Origin of the sequence: Pseudomonas sp. WHRI 8519, assembly GCF_040224055.2 — a bacterium.
Lineage (GTDB): Bacteria > Pseudomonadota > Gammaproteobacteria > Pseudomonadales > Pseudomonadaceae > Aquipseudomonas > Aquipseudomonas putida_X.
In genome coordinates this window covers 2,530,384-2,548,231 of the sequence record NZ_CP167996.1, presented here as the reverse complement: position 1 = coordinate 2,548,231, position 17,848 = coordinate 2,530,384, and the positions used below count along the sequence as shown (strand labels likewise).

The following is a 17,848-nucleotide window of genomic DNA, read 5'->3' as shown; positions in this document are numbered from 1 at the left end:
GCTGTCACACTACGGCAGTCGCCTTCCGCGCGACCGGTACAGTTACATTAAATTACGCAGATACACATGACTGTATCGATGAAACGCCCTGCATTTCAAGGAAGCCCAGCATGAGCCTTACCATCCGCCCCGCAGTACGCACTGACGCCGCGCAAATTCTTGCTTTCATCACCGAACTGGCCGACTACGAGCGGGCACGCCACGAAGTCATCGCCACCCTTGCCGATATCGAGCACAGCCTGTTCGATGAAGGCAGCACGGTTCACAGCCTGATCTGCGAGCGCGATGGCCAGACAGTGGGCTTCGCCGTGTATTTCTATAGCTACTCGACCTGGCTGGGGCGCAACGGTATTTACCTGGAAGACCTGTACATCACGCCAGAACAGCGCGGCGGTGGCGCAGGCCGCGACCTGCTGCGGCACATTGCCCGCGAAGCCGTGGAGAACCGCTGCGGGCGGTTGGAGTGGAGTGTGCTGGACTGGAATGAGCCGGCGATCGGGTTCTACAAATCGCTGGGTGCCGAGCCGCAGGATGAGTGGGTGCGGTACCGGTTGGATGGGGACAAGCTGCTGCAGTTTGCCCGGGGTTGACCGGTAGCCCGGATGCCCTTGGCGGTTGGTCGGTCGCTGGCAGTGCCGGCCTCATCGCCGGCAAGCCGGCCCACAATATGGACAGCGCCTGGACTTAGGATTGTTGTCCAAATCTGGCAATAACTGTCTTGCTCAACTTGCAAAAGCTGGCGCGATCCCTGTGGGAGCCGGCTTGCCGGCGATGGGGCCAGTATTGCCTACATCCATTTCACGCCCGTCACGCGCTGCTGCGCACCCGCTGCATCACCATCCCCACGAACACCACATTGACCAAGGCCAACAGGCACAAGGTCACCAGCACCCCCATCGCGCCGAAGTGCTCGAACAGGTAACCCCCCACCACGGGCGTCAACGCCTGCCCGATCAGCGAAGGCCGCGACATGCGCCCCATCAACAGCACGTATTGCGCAGGCGGCATCATCGCCAAGGGTAATAGCCCGCGCACGATCGCCCGCAAGCCATTACCGCAACCGAACACCAGCAGGCCCACGGCCGTGGCCGCCGGGACCAGCGTCACCAGCAGCAGGCCGACCAGCACCAGGCTGACCCAGGCCAGCGCCGTCCAGATCGGATGGCGTTGGCCGGCCAGAATCTGCAACACCCTGGACGCCACCTGGCTGGGGCCGAGCATCGCCGCCAGGCCGATGGCCACATGCAGCGAATGCCCCAGGCCCTGAAGCACGGCCACCAGTTGCACGGCAATGGCGGTCATGATGATCGCGCCAATGGCGAACATACCGGTCAACAGCAGGTAAAGCTGGCGATCGACCCCAATCGCGGTGCCTTGGCCCTGCGCCCTGCGTACCTCCACCCGCCCTCCGGCCGGCAACACTCGCCAATACAGCGGCGCCACCAGCAACAGCAGCACCAGCGCATAGCAACCGCACGTGGTGCGCCAGCCCAGGTGTTCGATGGCCAGGGCCACGGTGGGCCAGGACAGGGTCGAGGCGAAACCGGCGATCAGCGTGATCCCTGTGATGGCCTTGCCCGCACCCTCGCCATACAACCCGCCAAGGGTGGCGAACAGTGCCTCGTACAGCCCCATTGCCATGCCCACCCCGATCACCACCCACGCCAGCAAGAACAGCGCCAGGCTCTGACTGGTGGCTATGATCAGCAAGCCCACCGCGACCACCGCGCCGCTGGCGGCCATCTGTGGACGGCCACCGAAGCGTGCGATCAGGCGGCTGGACAGCGGGGCGCACAGCGCCGAGACCATCAAGCTCAGCGATAGCGCACCGTACACCCACTGGCTGGGCCATCCCGTATCGTGGCTGATCGGCTCGGCCATCACCGCCATGAGGAAGAACGAACCGCCCCACACCAGGATTTGCAGGATGCCCAGGCAGACGATGCCGAGGGGCCCGGGGAGTCGGGGGGAGCTGTTCACGATCGGGCCTTGGGTCACATGCGGGGAGAGATCAGAACGGGCACCCTACCATGCTCGCCATCGATGAAATATCCCGACCTATCATTGCGCGTGATATTAACCTTCGCTGCGTTCGATTCGTGCGTCACGCGCAAGGCACTCACACTCCGCCCACTACTAATACTTTGGCGGAGTTCTCCATGGACCACTCACTCAAACCCCTGCGCTTTCCCCTCGCTGCCCTGGCAGTGGTGGTGCTCAGCGCTTGTGGCCGCACCCCAGATGCCGTGCAGGCTCCCGCCGCGCCCAAGGTCACCGTCGCCAAGGTGATCGAGCAGCCGATCAACGAATGGGATGAATTCACTGGGCGCCTCGAAGCACCGGAAACCGTCGAAGTACGCCCGCGCGTGTCCGGCCAGATCGACCTGGTGGCCTTCACCGAAGGCGCCAAGGTCAAGAAAGGCGACCTGCTGTTCCAGATCGACCCCCGCCCGTTCCAGGCTGAAGTGCGCCGCCTCGAAGCCCAGTTGCAGCAAGCCAAGGCCACCGCCGTGCGCAGCGCCAACGAAGCCCGCCGCGGCGAGCGCCTGCGTGACAGCAACGCCATCTCCGCCGAGCTTGCCGAATCGCGCAGCAGCGCCGCCGCTGAGGCCCGCGCCGGTGTCGATGCGATCCAGGCTCAGCTCGACCTGGCACGCCTGAACCTGAGTTTCACCCGCGTCACCGCGCCAATCAGTGGCCGTGTCAGCCGCGCCCAGTACACCGCCGGCAACATCGTCACCGCCGATGTCACGCCACTGACCAGCGTGGTCTCCACCGACAAGGTCTATGCCTACTTCGATGCCGACGAGCGCGTGTACCTCAAGTACACCCAGCTGGCGCGTGAAGGCCAGCGCGGCCAGGCGACACCGGTCTACCTCGGCCTGACCAACGAAACCGGCAACCCGCACCTGGGCCAGATGAACTTCGTCGACAACCAGGTCAACCCGCGCACCGGCACCATCCGTGGCCGTGCCGTGTTCGACAACCGCGACGGCCAGTTCACCCCTGGCCTGTATGCCTGCCTCAAGCTGGTGGGCAGCGCCCAGTACGACGCTGTGCTGATCAACGATGAGGCGGTGGGCACCGACCTTGGCAAGAAGTTCGTGCTGGTCATGGACAAGGACAACAAGGCCAACTACCGCGCCGTTGAATTGGGGCCCAAGCTCGAAGGCCTGCGTATCGTGCGCAGCGGCCTGGACAAGGACGACCGCATCGTGGTCAGAGGCCTGCAGCGGGTGCGCCCCGGCTCGCCAGTCACCCCCGAAGAAACACCGATGGCCAGCGAACAGACCCTCGCTGCCCTCGCCCAGCAGCGCCAGGCGCTGGAGGCCAGCAACCCGGCGCCAAAGGTGGCCGGCACCAATGCAAAAGTCGCCGGCGCCCAAGCGCCGCGCGGTTAAGGGACAACACCGATGAACTTCTCCAAATTCTTCATTACCCGGCCAATCTTCGCCGCGGTGCTGTCGCTGGTACTGCTGATCGCGGGCTCTATCTCGCTGTTCCAGTTGCCGATCAGTGAATACCCGGAAGTGGTGCCGCCTACCGTGGTGGTGCGCGCCAACTTCCCGGGCGCCAACCCCAAAGTGATCGGCGAAACCGTCGCCGCACCGCTGGAGCAGGCCATCACCGGTGTCGAGAACATGTTGTACATGTCCTCACAATCCACCGCCGACGGCAAGCTCACCCTGACCATCACCTTCGCCCTGGGCACCGACCTGGACAACGCGCAGGTACAGGTACAGAACCGTGTCACGCGCACCCAGCCCAAGCTGCCGGAAGAAGTGACCCGCATCGGTATCACCGTGGACAAAGCCTCGCCCGACCTGACCATGGTGGTGCACCTGACCTCGCCGGACAACCGCTACGACATGCTGTACCTGTCCAACTACGCCATCCTCAACATCAAGGACGAACTGGCACGCCTGGGCGGCGTGGGTGATGTGCAACTGTTCGGCATGGGCGACTACTCGCTGCGGGTGTGGCTCGACCCGAACAAGACCGCTTCGCGCAACCTGACCGCCGGCGACGTGGTCGCGGCCATCCGCGAGCAGAACCGCCAGGTGGCGGCAGGCCAGCTGGGCGCCCCGCCCGCCCCCGGCTCCACCAGCTTCCAGTTGTCGATCAACACCCAGGGCCGGCTGGTCAACGAGGAAGAGTTCGAGAACATCATCATCCGCGCCGGTGCCGATGGCGAAATCACCCGCTTGAAGGACATCGCCCGGGTCGAGCTCGGCTCCAGCCAGTACGCCCTGCGCTCGTTGCTGAACAACCAGCCCGCAGTGGCCCTTCCGATCTTCCAGCGCCCTGGCTCCAACGCCATCGAGATCTCCGACGAAGTGCGGGCGAAGATGGCCGAGCTGAAGAAAGACTTCCCCGAAGGCATGGACTACAGCATCGTCTATGACCCGACCATCTTCGTGCGCGGCTCCATCGAAGCGGTGGTGCACACCCTGTTCGAAGCGCTGGTGCTGGTGGTGCTGGTGGTGATCCTGTTCCTGCAGACCTGGCGCGCCTCGATCATCCCGCTGCTGGCTGTGCCGGTGTCGCTGATCGGTACCTTCGCGGTGATGCACCTGTTCGGCTTTTCGCTCAACGCCTTGTCGCTGTTCGGCCTGGTATTGGCCATCGGTATCGTGGTGGACGACGCCATCGTCGTGGTGGAGAACGTCGAACGCAACATCGGGCTGGGCCTCAAACCGCTGGAAGCCACGCAAAAGGCGATGGGTGAAGTGACCGGGCCGATCATCGCCACCGCCCTGGTACTGTGTGCAGTGTTCGTGCCCGCCGCATTCATCTCCGGCCTTACCGGGCAGTTCTACAAACAGTTCGCCCTGACCATTGCCATCTCGACCGTGATTTCGGCGTTCAACTCGCTGACCCTGTCACCGGCACTGGCCGCAGTGCTGCTCAAAGAGCACCACGCACCCAAGGACCGTTTCTCGCGGTTGCTGGAAAAACTGCTGGGCAGCTGGCTGTTCTCCCCGTTCAACCGCTTCTTCGACCGCGCCAGCCACAGTTACGTCGGTGGCGTGCGCCGGGTCATCCGCTCCAGCGGCATCGCCCTGTTCGTCTATGCCGGCCTGATGGGCCTGACTTACCTCGGCTTCTCGTCCACCCCGACCGGCTTCGTACCGGCCCAGGACAAGCAGTACCTGGTAGCGTTCGCCCAATTGCCTGATGCCGCCAGCCTCGACCGCACCGAGGCGGTGATCAAGCGCATGAGCGAAATCGCCTTGAAGCAACCTGGCGTGGCCGACTCGGTAGCCTTCCCGGGCCTGTCGATCAACGGCTTCACCAACAGCCCCAACAGCGGCATCGTGTTCACCCCGCTCAAGCCGTTCGATGAGCGCAAGGACCCGAGCCAGTCGGCCGCTGCCATCGCTGCAGCGCTGAACGCCCAGTTCGCCGACATCCAGGATGCCTACATCGCGATCTTCCCCCCACCGCCGGTACAAGGCCTGGGCACCATCGGCGGCTTCCGCCTGCAGATCGAAGACCGCGGCAACCTGGGCTACGAAGCGCTGTACAAGGAAACCCAGAACATCATCGCCAAGAGCCACAACGTGCCGGAGCTGGCCGGCCTGTTCACCAGTTACCAGGTCAACGTGCCCCAGGTCGATGCAGCCATCGACCGGGAAAAGGCCAAGACCCACGGCGTGGCGATTACCGACATCTTCGACACCCTGCAGGTTTACCTGGGCTCGCTGTACACCAACGACTTCAACCGCTTTGGCCGCACCTACCAGGTCAACGTCCAGGCTGAGCAGCAGTTCCGCCTCGATGCCGAGCAGATCGGCCAGCTGAAGGTGCGCAACAACCTGGGCGAAATGATCCCGCTGGCGACCTTCCTGAAGGTCAGCGACACCTCCGGGCCAGATCGGGTGATGCACTACAACGGCTTCATCACCGCTGAAATCAACGGTGCGGCAGCCCCGGGCTACAGTTCCGGCCAGGCTGAAGCCGCGATCGAGAAACTGCTGAACGAGGAACTGCCCAACGGCATGACCTTCGAGTGGACCGACCTGACCTATCAGCAGATCCTCTCCGGCAACACCGCACTGTTGGTGTTCCCATTGTGCGTGCTGCTGGCGTTCCTGGTGCTGGCGGCCCAGTACGAAAGCTGGAGCCTGCCACTGGCGGTGATCCTGATCGTGCCGATGACCCTGCTGTCAGCGATCACCGGGGTGATCGTGTCCGGTGGCGACAACAACATCTTCACCCAGATCGGCCTGATCGTACTGGTGGGCCTGGCCTGCAAGAACGCCATCCTGATCGTCGAGTTCGCCAAGGACGAGCAAGCCAAGGGGCTCGACCCACTGGCGGCGGTGCTGGAAGCCTGCCGCCTGCGCCTGCGGCCGATCCTGATGACCTCGATCGCCTTCATCATGGGCGTGGTACCGCTGGTGTTCTCCTCCGGGGCCGGTTCGGAGATGCGCCATGCGATGGGTGTCGCGGTGTTCTCGGGGATGATCGGCGTGACGGTGTTCGGCCTGTTCCTGACCCCGGTGTTCTTCTTCCTGATTCGCCGTTTCGTCGAACGTCGCCAGGCGCGCAAGGCCGAACGCGTTCAATCGCTGGAGAACCACGCATGAAGCTGCTCAAACCCCTGACCCCGAGCCTGCTGGCCCTGGCCCTTGCGGCCTGCGCGGTAGGCCCGGACTACAAAGCGCCAGCCACTGAGCCTGCGCGTATGGCCAGCGACGTGCCGGCCAAGGCCTTCGACCGTAGCCGCTTCGAGAGCGTGTGGTGGAAGCAGTTCGATGACCCGGTACTGAACCAGTTGGTGCAGGCTTCGCTGGACGGCAACCGCGACCTGCGCGTGGCCTTTGCCCGGCTCAAGTCGGCACGGGCGATCCGCGATGATGCCGCGAACGACCAGTTGCCAGTGGTCACCAGCCGCGCCAGCAGTGAGATCGGCAAGGGCCAGGTGCCCGGCCAGACCGATCAGCGGGTCAACAGCGAGCGTTACGACCTGGGCCTGGACATGGCCTGGGAGCTCGACCTGTTCGGCCGTATTCAACGCCAGATCGAGGCCAGCGACGCGCAGGCCGCGGCCGCCGAGGCCGACCTGCAACAGTTGCAGGTCAGCCTGATCGCCGAACTGGTCGACGCCTATGGCCAGCTGCGCGGTGCACAACTGCGCGAGAAGATCGCCGTGGCCAACCTCAAGACCCAGCAGGAGTCGCGCAGCATCACCGTGACCCTGCGTGACGCCGGGGTCGGCAACGAGCTTGACGTGGTACGCGCCGACGCCCGCCTGGCCGGCGTCGAAGCCACCGTGCCACAACTACAGGCCGAGCAGGCACGCGCGCGTCATCGCATTGCCACCCTGCTCGGCCAACGCCCGGACGCCCTGAGCGTGGACCTCTCGCCCAAGGCCTTGCCGGCCATCGCCAAGGCCCTGCCGGTGGGCGATCCGGGTGAGCTGCTGCGCCGCCGCCCGGATATCCGCAGTGCCGAGCGCCAACTGGCCGCTGCCACTGCCAATGTGGGCGTGGCCACTGCCGACCTGTTCCCGCGGGTGAGCCTGAGCGGCTTTTTGGGCTTTACCGCGGCGCGCGGTTCGCAGATCGGTTCGTCGGCCGCCAACGCTTGGGGGCTGGGGCCAAGCATCACGTGGGCGGCGTTCGATCTGGGCAGCGTACGGGCCCGCCTGCGCGGTGCCAAGGCCGATGCCGAAGGCGCCTTGGCCAACTATGAACAACAGGTACTGCTGGCCTTGGAAGAGTCGGCCAACGCCTTCAGCGACTATGACAAGACCCAACAGCGGCTGCTGTCGCTGATGCGCCAGAGCGAGGCCAGCCGCAAGGCGGCTGACCTGGCCTCGGTGCGCTACCGCGAAGGCACGGTGGATTATCTGGTGCTGCTCGATGCCGAGCGTGAGCGGCTGAGCGCTGAAGACGCACAGGCGCAGGGCGAGGTTGACCTGTATCGCGGCATTGTCTCGATCTACAAGGCGCTGGGTGGCGGCTGGCAACCGGAAACGGTGGCCAGCGCCCGCTGACTCCCCTCTCTTCAACGACTCCTTTGGTTGGTTCCTCCCCCAACCGTTTGCCCCGCTGGCCTTGGCTTGCGGGGCTTTTTTTGCCAGGGTTGCAGGCCGCTGTCGGCGCGGCCAGGCGCATGGCCCGATTGCTGTGGCGCCCTTGCAGCCCAGGCCAATCTGCCCCAAGCTTCCACTTCTTCCGCCATGGCCCCTTCCGATGTCCACACGCCGCCGCTACCTGATCGCTGTGTTTCTGCTGATTCTGGTATCAGTCGGCATCGCTTACCTGCGCCGGGATACCCCGCCAGCACAACCGACATTACCGCCGCACAGCTACGCCAAAGCCCTGCGCCAGGCGCATGATGGCCTACCGGGCGCCGCCCGCGTGCTCTACCAGCAACTGCAACGCACCGACCTGGCGCCGATCCGTCGCGCCGCCCTGTATGCCGAGCTGCCCAATTACCCCTCGCCACAAGCGCTGAAACTGGCCCGCATGGACCTGGAAAACGATGAGCCCTTGGTTCGTCGTGCAGCGATCGCCAGCATCCGCCGCCTGCTGCCTGCCGCACAACGCAGCCTGGTGCTTGGCCCACTGCTCGATGATGCCGAGCAAAGCGTTCGCTTTGCCGCCGTCGATGCCTTGCTTGGCCTGGACCCCGACGCCATAGGCCTGTACTTCGGCCCACTGCAGGCGGCGCTGGAGCAGTATCAGCAAACGTTGGAGCAGCAGCCCCAGGATGCTGCGGCCCAGGTCCACCTGGCACGCCTGTACCTGCACGAAAATGACTACAACGGGGCCGCGTCCGCCCTGCAACGCAGCCTGGCGTCCAACCCCGACAACCTCGAGGCCCTGGCGACCCAGGTCCGCTTGCTCGAACGTCAAGGCCAGCATGACCAGTCCCGGCAGGTACTGGCCCAGGCACTGGCGCTGCGTCCGGATTCGGCCTTCCTGCAACACGAACTGGGCCGCTGGCTGATCCGCCATGGCCAGCGCGAGTTCGCCCTGCTCGCGTTGTCCCGCGCAGTCGAACTGGAGCCGGACAATGCCGACTATCGCTATAACCTGGCAGTGACCCTGCACGACCTGGAACAGTCCGATGCAGCGCAAAAGCAGCTTGAGACGCTGCTCAACCGGCAACCGGCCAATCGCCGGGCGCGGGTGTTGCTGATTCAATACTGGAAAGAAACAGGGCAGTTGCAGAACGTCCAGGTGCTGCTTGCCGAACTGGAGCGGCAGAACCCGGACGATCCATTTCTGCAACAAGGGCTCTAGATGCGTTGAACCCCAAGCGATTGCCTGTGGTCCAGTGGGTATCGGACCACTCACGGCTTGGCCAGACATGGCAGCCCCCAAGGAGAATCGCATTGGCCAGGTCGCTGTCGCTGGACGAACGTGCCTTGATTCTGGCACCCAGGCAACTTGCCACGCACGCCTCGACGTTTCTGACGAGCGCTGGCATCGAGTGCCTGTGTTCGCGTGACATGACCCACCTGCAAGATGGGCTGGGCAGTGGCGCGGGCTTGGTGGTCATCGACGAACACATGCTCAACGGCAGCCAAAGCGGCCTGTTGCAGGCTTTCATCGACCATCAACCGCCCTGGTCGGACCTGCCCATCGTAATGCTCACGCAAAGCCCGCAGAACTCAACCAGCCCCTGCACGCCCGCCGACCATCCACTGGGCAACCTGACCCTGCTGGCCGTTCCGTTCGAAAATGAACAGCTACTGGCGCTGATCAAGGTGGCGCTGCGTCACCGTCGCCGCCAGTATCTGGCGCGCGACCAGTTACTGGACCTGGAGCAACGCCTGGAAGCGCAAAGCGAGGCACTGCAGAGCGCCGAGCAAGCGCGGCACCAGACCCGCAAGATGGACGCCATCGGGCAATTGGCCGGCGGTGTGGCACACGATTTCAATAACTTGCTGACCAGCATCGGGGGCAGTTTCGAACTGATCGACAGGCGGGTGAAACAGGGCAGCACCAAGGGGCTTGAAAGCCTGTTGCACAGGGGGCAGGAGGCCGTTTCACGCGCAGCACGTCTCACTCATCGTCTGTTGGCGTTTTCCTCCCGGCAGTCGCTGCATAGCCGTCGCATCGACCTTCGGGCACTGCTGCAGCCGCAGCGGCTGGAGGCCGTGCTGCAACCGGGCGTGAAACTGCAACTGACAGTACCGGAAGACACCTGGCCGGTGGCCGGCGACGACACACAATTGCAAGAAGCGCTGGACAACTTGCTGCACAACGCCTGCGAGGCGATGCCCAACGGCGGCACGGTATTTGTCGAAGCCAGCAATCGAAAGGTCACCGCGCAACCGTTCGCCGATGGCAGCCTGGCGGCGGGCGACTATACCTGCCTGAGCGTCACCGACGAAGGCCAAGGCATGTCGCAGAGCACACTCGAACATGCCTTCGAGCCGTTCTTCAGCACCAAGCCGGTGGGCCAAGGTATCGGCCTGGGCCTGTCGATGGTCTACGGCTTCAGCAAGCAATCCCATGGGCATGTGGTACTGCATAGCCAGATTGGCCAGGGCTGCCGTGTGGACCTTTATCTGCCGCGCCACCTGGAGCAGGAACAAGCGCAGGCACCCGCAGCGCCTCCTCCTCCACGGCGTAACGGCCGCACGGTACTGGTGGTCGAGGATGACCCGGATGTGCGACAGCTTTTGTGCCAGACCCTTCAGGAGCAGGGCTTCCCGTGCCGCAGTGCCGGCAATGCCAGTGAGGCCCTGCAAATACTGCGCTCTTCCGAGGCGATCGACCTGCTGGTCAGTGACGTCGGCCTGCCAGGCATGAACGGCCGGCAATTGGCAGAAATCGCCCGTACCTTGCACCCGCATCTGCCCATATTGTTCATCACTGGCTACACCGAAACGGCAATGGCACGGGAGGGTTTTCTCGGCGCAGGCATGCAACTGATGTGCAAACCCTTCGAACTGGCACAATTGCATGCCCGAGTGAAACAGATTTTCGGTGAGGCCTGAGGGCCTCAGTCGTCCAGCAACAACAGCGCCTGGTTGGCCAAGGTCGACAATTCGAAGGGCTTGATCAACAGCGCCGTGCCTGGCACGTCCAGTATGTGCGGCTCCAGCGGCTGATCCACATAGCCGGTAATGAACAGTATCTTCTGGTCAGGGGTAATGGCGCGCATGGCTCTGGCCATCTGGCGACCACTGAAGCCTTCAGGCAGCCCGATATCGGTGATGACCAGTTCGTACGGGCCCTTATGACGAAAACACTCCAGCGCGGAATTGGCGTCTGTCACATCACTGACGGTAAAACCCCGCTCGCGCAGATACTCGGCCATGACTGCACGCAGGCTGTGCTCGTCGTCGACCAACAACACCCGCTGCCCGCTTGCCCGTGACGCCTGCGGTACTGGCACAGCAGGGGCTTGCGGTATCGCTTCCAGGCTTCGCGGGAACAGCATGCAGACTTTCGTACCTTGGTCAGGTGACGATTCGATCCACACGTAACCGCCTGATTGCCCGACGAAGCCATGCACCATCGCCAGCCCCATCCCAGAGCCACGCCCAATCGGTTTGCTGGTAAAGAACGGCTCAAAGGCCCTGGCCACATCTTCGGCCGGCATGCCGTGGCCATCGTCGATCACCTGCAGCCCCAGGTAGTCCCCCGGCGGGAGGCCTCCTTCTTCAGGAAACGCCGAGGCCAACCGTGTGTTGATCGTGCGAATCGCAACATTGCCCCGGCCCAGGCAGGCTTCGCGAGCATTGGCGCACAGATTGATCAGGGTGGTTTCCAGTTGGCCGGCATCCAGGCACACGGTCCATGGCTCGACATCCATTTGCCACGACAGAGACACCTCAGCCCCAAGCACATGGCGCAACATCGGCTCCAGGGTGGTCAGGTGGGCATTCACGTTCAAAGGTGCCGGGGCCAGGGGCTGATGGCGGGAGAACGCCAGCAGGCGGTGGGTAAGGCTCATGGCGCGCTGCACCGAATCGCGCGCCATCTCGACGTAGCCTTCGATGGCCTCCGTCCGGCCTTGGGTCAGACGCCGTTGCAACAATTCCAGGCTGCCGCTGATACCTGACAACAGGTTGTTCATCTCGTGGGCCATGCCGCCAGCCACTTGACCGACAGCCTCCAGCCTTTGGGTATTGCGCAACAGTATCTGGGACTGGCGCATGGCCTCTTCACGGTCGGCTGTAATGTCCCGCCCCACGGCAGTCAGCACCGAACCGTCGAAGCTGCCACTCCAGTGGAACCAGCGGTAATGCCCGTCGACATGACGCACGCGTGTTTCAAGCTCTGCAGGCCCTGTGCCGTTGACGAAATCGATTGCAGCTGCCTCGACTTCTTCCCTGTCGGCCGGATGAACCAGGTCCAGGATCGACATGCCCTGTATCTGAAGCTCGCTCCAGCCCAGGGCGCGATGCCAGGCCGGGTTTGCCCCGATCATCATGAGGTCCAGGCTCACCGTGATCATGACATCACGTGACAGACGCCAGATGTAATCGCGGTCAGCAATGTATCGCGCTATCTGCCGCTCGAATGACTGCGCCTGTTCGCGCCACCTGTCATGCACTGCAGCGCTGGCAGAGCTCGGGATCACCGTATGCAGCATGCCGACTACTTCATATTGCTCGTCACGAATCGGCGCATAGCTGAACACGAACCACCCCTCGGCTCCCATCTTTGTGCAGGTGATCTGATGAGGCTGATCCTCGACAAAACTGGTAGTACCTCCCAGCGCCTTGAACACCCATGGGCCGATATCGCCCCAGACGTTCTTCCACAACGCATCGAAACGCATGCCCAGCGCCTGGTCCCGGTCACCGATCAGCGCCACATAAGCATCGTTATGGACAACGTTCAGGTTCGGCCCCCAGACCACGGCACTGGGAAATGACCATGTCAGCATCATGTCGATCGCAATGCGCAAGGTGGCATCCCAGTGCGGCAAAGGCCCTAGGTCCGTATCCCGCCAGTCGAACTCCACGATTTTCTCTCGCATGCCAGCCGTCGACTGTGGGGCAGACGATGCCACGCCACGGGCAGAGATATCGCAAGGTGTACTGTTATCGGCCAAAACGTGGGTTCCACCGTTGCTCAAGGTTCAAGGACGTGCTCCTGCATCATCGACTCCATGGTCAAGCGCTGCAATAGGCCGTATGCGGGTTGCAGGGATTTTGACAGCGATGCACCGCCAGTGTTTCCAACGCCAGCTATGCTTTATTGGCTTCCCGCGCCATGTGCTGGCTTCCCCGTTCGATTACAGGCAGGAGTGCCGTGATGAGCAAGAAAATTCTGGTGGTACTGACCAATACCGCCAAATATCCGACCCTGAATCGCGCAACCGGTTTATGGCTGGGTGAAGCTGTGCATTTTGTAGACGCGGTCGAGCAAGCAGGTCATCCAGTGGACTACGTTAGCCCTGGCGGCGGATACGTGCCAATCGATCCGCACAGCTTGCAGATGGCCCCCGAGCTGGATTGGCGCTACTACACCGACAAGGCATTCATGAACCGCCTGGGCACCACGCTAAGCCCCGGCCAGGTCATGGCAGAGGAATACTGTGCCATGTATTACACCGGCGGCCATGGTGTGATGTGGGACTTCCCTGACGACCCGCAATTGCAGGCGCTGGCGCGCAGGATCTACGAGAACGACGGCGTGGTGGCCGCCGTGTGCCATGGCGTCGCAGGGCTGCTGAACATCAAGCTCAGTGACAACAAGTTGCTGCTCAAGGACCGACAGGTCACCGGATTCTCCAATACCGAAGAAAAGCTTGCCGAGCTTGAGGAGGTGGTGCCTTTCCTCACCGAAAACGAACTGGTCGCACGAGGGGGCAGTTACAGCAAACATGATGATCCCTGGAAGCCCTTCGTGGTCTGTGATGGCCGCCTGATCACAGGGCAAAACCCCGCCTCGACGCATTCACTGGCAGAGAAAGTGCTCCAGGCGCTCAAGCCGTAATCATTCTTACGCGCCAACCGCGCGAATCCTCACTCAAACACGGTTGGGGATTACAGTGGCGACTACGCAGAAAAAATAGGCTCTCCGGTCAATTGTCCATCTCGGACAATTCGAACCAGGAGGGCTGCAGTCCTATGTCGAAATTCAAGGTTCTCGGTCGCAGCATGATGGCGCTGCTGCTGACACTGGCGATCAGTTTGATACCCGTTGCGTCAGGCTTGATGGTGATGATCTACCAGCACGATAACAAGCTCAAAGAGACGGCTCGCGTATCGTTGAAGGAAGCCATTTTTTCCATTGATCTGTCCCTCAACCGCTTGCACGACGCGGCCTTGGCGGCAATGCCACTGGCGGGCAGTGCTTGCGAGACAGCCAGGACGCACTTGCTGAAACAAATTCAGGATGTTCGATACCTGCGAGCGCTGGCATTGGCTGTCGATGGCCGTACGTACTGTGACACGCTGGTTCCGCCGAGTGCACAAAACCGGTTTTCGCCTGACCTTGAGGCTCCGGTGCAACTGATCTTCGACTCGCCCGCAGCGCCCAATGAAGTGCTTGTGGCCTACCAGCTTCGTGATGAAAATCTGAGTGTGATCGCATCGACCTCCGGCTTGGAACTGCGCAACGAACTGCGCGCATTTCAAACCGGGCTGGTGCTGCTCCTGGAGTTCGGGGATTTTTACATCTGGGCCGATGGCGACAGCCGGGACCCTGCCCGCCCCTCGCAGTCCGAGTTTTCAATGACCGGGAAATCGGACAAGTACGGCTACACCGTGAAAGTCGGCTACCCGGACGGCTTTGCCGCTGATGAAAGGCGCCATATGCTGATGCAGATGCTGCCATCGCTTACGTTGATCGGCATCATTACAGGGTCGATCGTCTACTGGGGGCTGTTCAGGCAGTGGCGTAAAGCGGAACGTACCGCCGCCCCAAAAAAGTGACGGCGGTACAGTTCAGTTATTGAACGTCGAGCACGCCCCGGCGAACCTGGTCGCGCTCGATCGACTCGAACAGTGCCTTGAAGTTGCCTTCGCCAAACCCGTCATCACCTTTGCGCTGGATGAACTCGAAGAACACCGGCCCGAGCAGGGTTTCAGAGAAGATCTGCAGCAGCAGGCGCTTGTCGCCGGCCTCGGAGGCGCCGTCGAGCAGAATGCCGCGAGCCTGCAGTTGGTCAACCGGCTCACCGTGCCCTGGCAGGCGCTCCTCGAGCATTTCGTAATAGGTCTGCGGCGGTGCAGTCATGAAGCGCATGCCGTAGCCCTTGAGTGCATCCCAGGTCTTGAGCAGGTCATCGGTAAGGAAGGCGACATGCTGGATGCCCTCACCGTTGAACTGCATCAGGAACTCTTCGATCTGCCCCGCCCCTTTGGACGACTCCTCATTGAGCGGGATGCGGATCATGCCATCCGGAGCGGTCATGGCCTTGGAGGTCAGGCCGGTGTACTCGCCCTTGATGTCGAAGTAGCGGATTTCGCGGAAGTTGAAGAGCTTTTCATAGAAGCCGGCCCAGTAAGCCATGCGGCCGCGATACACGTTGTGAGTCAGGTGATCGATGATCTTCAGCCCTGCGCCGGCCGGATTGCGGTCCACGCCTTCGATGAAGTTGAAGTCGATGTCATAGATCGAGCTGCCTTCTTCGAAGCGGTCGATCAGGTACAGGGGGGCGCCGCCGATGCCTTTGATCGCCGGCAGGCGCAGTTCCATCGGGCCGGTTTCGATCTCGACGGGCTGGGCGCCCAATTCCAGGGCACGGGCGTAGGCTTCATGAGCGTTGCGCACGCGGAACGCCATGCCACACACTGACGGCCCATGCTCGGCTGCAAAGTAGGAGGCGATGCTTTTCGGCTCATTGTTGAGAATCAGGTTGATGCCACCTTGCCGATACAGGTGCACGTCCTTGGAGCGGTGTGTGGCGACCTTGGTGAAACCGAGCATCTGGAAGACGGGCTCAAGAACGCCTGGGGTTGGCGACGCCAGTTCAATGAATTCAAAGCCCATCAGGCCCATAGGGTTGTCGAAGATATCAGCCATGTTCGTGTCCTCATCTGCAGCGAAAATTATTGTGTGCCGGGGATGTGGTACGAAAATGGCGGCGAGCAGGGGATGCCGCGCACGCTTCTGGCGAGGAAGTCACCAATGATCAGCTTGAACCCTTGGTTTGTCATATATTCCCATTCTCGGTGGGGATGATCCTTCAGTGATGAAAGACCTTATTGTTGTAATCGTAAACCGATTCTACAGTGCGTAAATTTCTTTGTCGCGCATTTGTTCTCCGGCTGCGACGACAAACGGCTATCCTCAGTCATTTCAAGTCAAGATTACGCCAACATGCCCCTGCGCAGTAAAAGACCCGCCCGCTGGAGCTGGCGCACCCTCCTCCCTTGGGGCGTTGGCATCTTGCCCCTGGCGTTCGGCCTGATCGTGATGCACTGGCAAATCGAGCGCGAACTGCGCGCCAGCAGCCAGGCCACCACACGGCAAGTGGTCGAACAGGTCGAGCATATTCTCGACAGCCTTTCCGGTGCCGCTCAGACGCTGCTGCCATTGGCGGGCAGCCCGTGCGCGCAAGCCGAACTGGCCTTGCGTAAAGAGGTGACGCGCAACGCTTTCGTGCGCTCGACCAACCTGTTCCGGCAAGACACGCTGTACTGCACCTCGCTGTTCGGCGAATTCGACGAGCCGGTGGACCCCCGCGACTACAGCGATGGAAAGCTGTGGCTGATGGACGGCAACTCCGTGACACCGGGGCACCCATTGCTGGTGTATCGGGCCAGTGACGGCGACCGAGGCGCCATCACCACCGTCGATGGCGACCATTTGCTGACCGCGCTGCGCCTTATCGGCCCCAGCGAGGCACTGCACTTGCGTGTCGGCACGGCGTGGATGGGCAAGGATGGCGTGGTGCATCAAGGCCTGCCACCCCCTGCAGCCATTGGCGACGTGACACTCGGGTCGACGCACTACCCTTTCAGCGTCCACGGCGGTTACACCGCCGACAAACGCAGCGAATTGCTGCGCAGCCGCTACCCGGCACTGCTCAGCTTGCTGCTGTTGCTCGGTGTCGCAGCCGGTTGCACCTGCCGCTGGCAAATCCGCCGCGCCAATTCCCCCCGCGCCGAACTGCGCCGCGCGCTGGAAGCCGACGAGTTCCTGCCGTTTTTCCAGCCGGTGGTGCGCAAGGGCGACTATCGCTGGGCTGGCGCCGAAGTGCTGATGCGCTGGGACCACCCGCAAGAAGGCCTGGTGCGCCCCGACCTGTTCATTCCCTATGCCGAACACAGCGGCCAGATCGTCGACATGACCCGAGCTCTGATGCAGCACACCGCACAAAGCCTGGCGCCTTACGCAGCATTGCTGGAAGACGGCTTCCACATCGGCATCAACATCACGGCCGATCACTGCCGTGACCTGGCCCTGATCGACGACTGCCGCACGTTCCTCGAACACTTCCCCCCCGGGCGGGTGGTGCTGACGCTGGAGCTGACTGAGCGCAAACTGATCGAGGCCAGCGCAGTGACCCTCGAACTGTTCGAACAGCTCCATGAGATGGGCGTGATGATCGCACTGGACGACTTCGGCACTGGCCAGTCCAGCCTCAATTACCTGCGCCAGTTCAAGGTCGACTACCTGAAGATCGACCAGAGCTTCGTGGCAATGATCGGCGGTGATGCGCTGTCACAGCATATCCTCGACAGCATCATCGAACTGTCGGGGAAGCTGGGCCTGGGCATCGTTGCCGAAGGCGTGGAAACCGAAGTGCAGCGCGATTATCTGGCCCGGTATGACGTGGACTTTCAGCAGGGCTATCTGTTCGCCAGGCCAATGCCGGCAGCGCAATTTCTCCAGGCACTGGCCACGCGACCAGGCGTGCCGCGGTTGCCGCATGACGCGGCCCCTGAGATCATGCGCGGCTGATCCCACCG

General features: G+C 62.5%; 12 protein-coding genes. 9 read left to right on the top strand and 3 right to left on the bottom strand.

The features are described from left to right. Nucleotides 1–110 precede the first annotated feature (110 nt). Entirely contained in the window at nt 111–590 is a 480-nt protein-coding gene (locus ABRP30_RS11700) for a GNAT family N-acetyltransferase (RefSeq protein WP_349974223.1), read from the top strand. Nucleotides 591–807: 217 nt separating this feature from the next. Here the strand turns inward: ABRP30_RS11700 and ABRP30_RS11695 are convergent, their stop codons facing one another. Further along, nucleotides 808–1,929, bottom strand: coding sequence for an MFS transporter (locus tag ABRP30_RS11695; RefSeq protein WP_349974598.1), 1,122 nt, complete (start codon nt 1,927–1,929; stop codon nt 808–810). 230 nt (nt 1,930–2,159) lie between these two features. Between ABRP30_RS11695 and mexE the strand changes: the two genes are divergently transcribed. The 5 genes from mexE (at nt 2,160) to ABRP30_RS11670 (ending at nt 10,966) form a co-directional block, all read left to right on the top strand. Then, on the top strand, nt 2,160–3,401 hold the full coding sequence (gene mexE, locus ABRP30_RS11690; protein WP_349974224.1) for a multidrug efflux RND transporter periplasmic adaptor subunit MexE: 1,242 nt from the start codon (nt 2,160–2,162) through the stop codon (nt 3,399–3,401). Between the two features lie 12 nt (nt 3,402–3,413). Next, nucleotides 3,414–6,593 (top strand): efflux RND transporter permease subunit, encoded by a 3,180-nt coding sequence (locus ABRP30_RS11685; RefSeq protein WP_241805751.1) that lies wholly within the window; start codon nt 3,414–3,416, stop codon nt 6,591–6,593. Next, nucleotides 6,590–8,005: an efflux transporter outer membrane subunit gene (locus ABRP30_RS11680; RefSeq protein WP_267823442.1), complete on the top strand. Its 1,416-nt coding sequence runs from the start codon at nt 6,590–6,592 to the stop codon at nt 8,003–8,005. Before ABRP30_RS11685 ends, ABRP30_RS11680 begins: the two co-directional genes overlap by 4 nt. Before the next feature lie 199 nt (nt 8,006–8,204). Further along, nucleotides 8,205–9,260, top strand: coding sequence for a tetratricopeptide repeat protein (locus tag ABRP30_RS11675; protein ID WP_267823440.1), 1,056 nt, complete (start codon nt 8,205–8,207; stop codon nt 9,258–9,260). A 92-nt stretch (nt 9,261–9,352) separates the two neighbouring features. Beyond that, nucleotides 9,353–10,966 carry a response regulator gene (locus ABRP30_RS11670; protein WP_267823438.1) on the top strand — a complete coding sequence of 538 codons (1,614 nt, stop codon included), beginning with the start codon at nt 9,353–9,355 and terminating at the stop codon, nt 10,964–10,966. 5 nt (nt 10,967–10,971) lie between these two features. On the opposite strand, the gene ABRP30_RS11665 is transcribed toward ABRP30_RS11670, so the two are convergent. Next, nucleotides 10,972–12,960 carry an ATP-binding protein gene (locus ABRP30_RS11665; RefSeq protein WP_349974226.1) on the bottom strand — a complete coding sequence of 663 codons (1,989 nt, stop codon included), beginning with the start codon at nt 12,958–12,960 and terminating at the stop codon, nt 10,972–10,974. A gap of 278 nt (nt 12,961–13,238) precedes the next feature. Here ABRP30_RS11665 and ABRP30_RS11660 point away from each other — a divergent pair, with 278 nt between their 5' ends. Further along, a complete protein-coding gene (locus ABRP30_RS11660) occupies nt 13,239–13,922 on the top strand; it encodes a type 1 glutamine amidotransferase domain-containing protein (RefSeq protein WP_267823434.1) in 684 nt (227 codons plus the stop codon). A gap of 134 nt (nt 13,923–14,056) precedes the next feature. After that, on the top strand, nt 14,057–14,863 hold the full coding sequence (locus ABRP30_RS11655) for a CSS-motif domain-containing protein (protein ID WP_267823432.1): 807 nt from the start codon (nt 14,057–14,059) through the stop codon (nt 14,861–14,863). 16 nt (nt 14,864–14,879) lie between these two features. Here ABRP30_RS11655 and hppD read toward each other — a convergent pair whose 3' ends face one another. Then, nucleotides 14,880–15,956 (bottom strand): 4-hydroxyphenylpyruvate dioxygenase, encoded by a 1,077-nt coding sequence (gene hppD / locus ABRP30_RS11650; protein WP_241805758.1) that lies wholly within the window; start codon nt 15,954–15,956, stop codon nt 14,880–14,882. A gap of 297 nt (nt 15,957–16,253) precedes the next feature. On the opposite strand from hppD, the gene ABRP30_RS11645 reads away from it, so the two are divergent. Then, nucleotides 16,254–17,840 (top strand): EAL domain-containing protein, encoded by a 1,587-nt coding sequence (locus ABRP30_RS11645; RefSeq protein ID WP_267823429.1) that lies wholly within the window; start codon nt 16,254–16,256, stop codon nt 17,838–17,840. Nucleotides 17,841–17,848: the final 8 nt, after the last annotated feature.